2 protein-coding genes are annotated in these 1,388 nt (G+C 29.4%); both read left to right on the top strand.

The window, feature by feature from the left end; translation table 11 throughout:
* The first annotated feature begins 39 nt into the window (after positions 1 to 39).
* Positions 40 to 474 carry a transposase gene (locus B0A66_RS23095; RefSeq protein WP_208862620.1) on the top strand — a complete coding sequence of 145 codons (435 nt, stop codon included), beginning with the start codon at positions 40 to 42 and terminating at the stop codon, positions 472 to 474.
* A complete protein-coding gene (locus B0A66_RS22530; RefSeq protein WP_208862619.1) occupies positions 474 to 1,340 on the top strand; it encodes an IS3 family transposase in 867 nt (288 codons plus the stop codon). Before B0A66_RS23095 ends, B0A66_RS22530 begins: the two co-directional genes overlap by 1 nt.
* Positions 1,341 to 1,388 lie beyond the last annotated feature (48 nt).

The following is a 1,388-nucleotide window of genomic DNA, read 5'->3' as shown; positions in this document are numbered from 1 at the left end:
TGTCTTGTCCTGAAATAGCGATACACAAAAAGTATCATTATGGAAAAAGATCAAGAATTGCGCTATGTTAAGCGTACACAGAAAGATTACAGTATGTCTTTAAAACTTCAAATTGTTCAAGAAATAGAACAGGGAAAAACCTCAATTTCTCAAGTTAAGAAAGATTATGCTATTCAATCACGTTCAACAATTGTTCAATGGCTTCGAAAATTCGGTAACTTTGATTGGGACAATCAAACACCTTCTATTATGCAAAAATCTCCTGAACAGAAAATAATGGAACTTGAAGCCAAAGTGAAGTTATTGGAAAAACAAAAAGCATTTTTAGAACAGCAGGCTTTCGTTGCTGATAAAAAAGCTATTATTTTCGATATGATGATTGATATAGCAGAAAAAGAATATCAAATTGACATTCGAAAAAACTCACCACCCGAACAATCGACCATTTTAAAAAAGAACAACAACAAACAATAATGTTTGCCTGTACTTTGTTCGGGATTGACAGACAGGTTTATTATCGTCGAGTAAAAAAAAGTAGCTATAGGAAGCTTTTGGCTTCAAAAGTTGTTAATATGGTTTTGGAAATTAGAAATACAATGCCTCGAATTGGAGCAAAAAAATTGTATTATCTTTTAAAAACCGAGTTGAATCAACTTAAAATCGGCCGAGATAAATTTATAGATATACTTAGAGCAAATCATTTATTTATAATACCAAAACGTTCTTACCATATAACAACAAACTCTCATCATAGATTTAGAAAACATCAAAATCAAATATTAGAGTTAGAGATCTGTAGACCAGAGCAAGTCTGGGTATCAGATATAACCTATATTGGAAAAAGAAAGAATCCATGTTATTTAAGTTTAATAACAGACGCTTACTCTAAAAGAATAATGGGGTTTAATGTGGCAGATAATATGAATGCTAATAGTAGTTTAACAGCTTTAAAAAATGCAATAAAAAAACGCAGAGATAAAGGCAAAACATTAATACATCATTCAGATAGAGGAATACAATATTGTTCTGATCAATATCAAAAACTATTACATAAAAACAATATAAAATGTAGTATGACCCAAAACTCTGATCCCTATGAGAATGCAGTAGCTGAGAGAATAAATGGAATTTTAAAACAAGAATTTAATATTGATAAGTTTAATCTAAAACTTGCTGTAATGAAGGTTTTAGTGAAAAATGCAATTGATATTTATAATAACAAAAGACCACATTACTCTAATTATATGCTCACTCCAAATCAAATGCATCAACAAAGTGTAGTAAAGATGAGAACTTATAAAAGAAAAACACCTGCAATAAAAAATATTACAGGTGTTTAATTAAATATATTTGTCTAATAATCTGTATCGATTATTTAGGACTAGTCA

This window comes from Flavobacterium hercynium, from assembly GCF_002217285.1.
Lineage (GTDB): Bacteria > Bacteroidota > Bacteroidia > Flavobacteriales > Flavobacteriaceae > Flavobacterium > Flavobacterium hercynium.
Note: the sequence above shows the minus strand (reverse complement) of the source record. Positions and strands in the feature narration are given on the sequence as shown.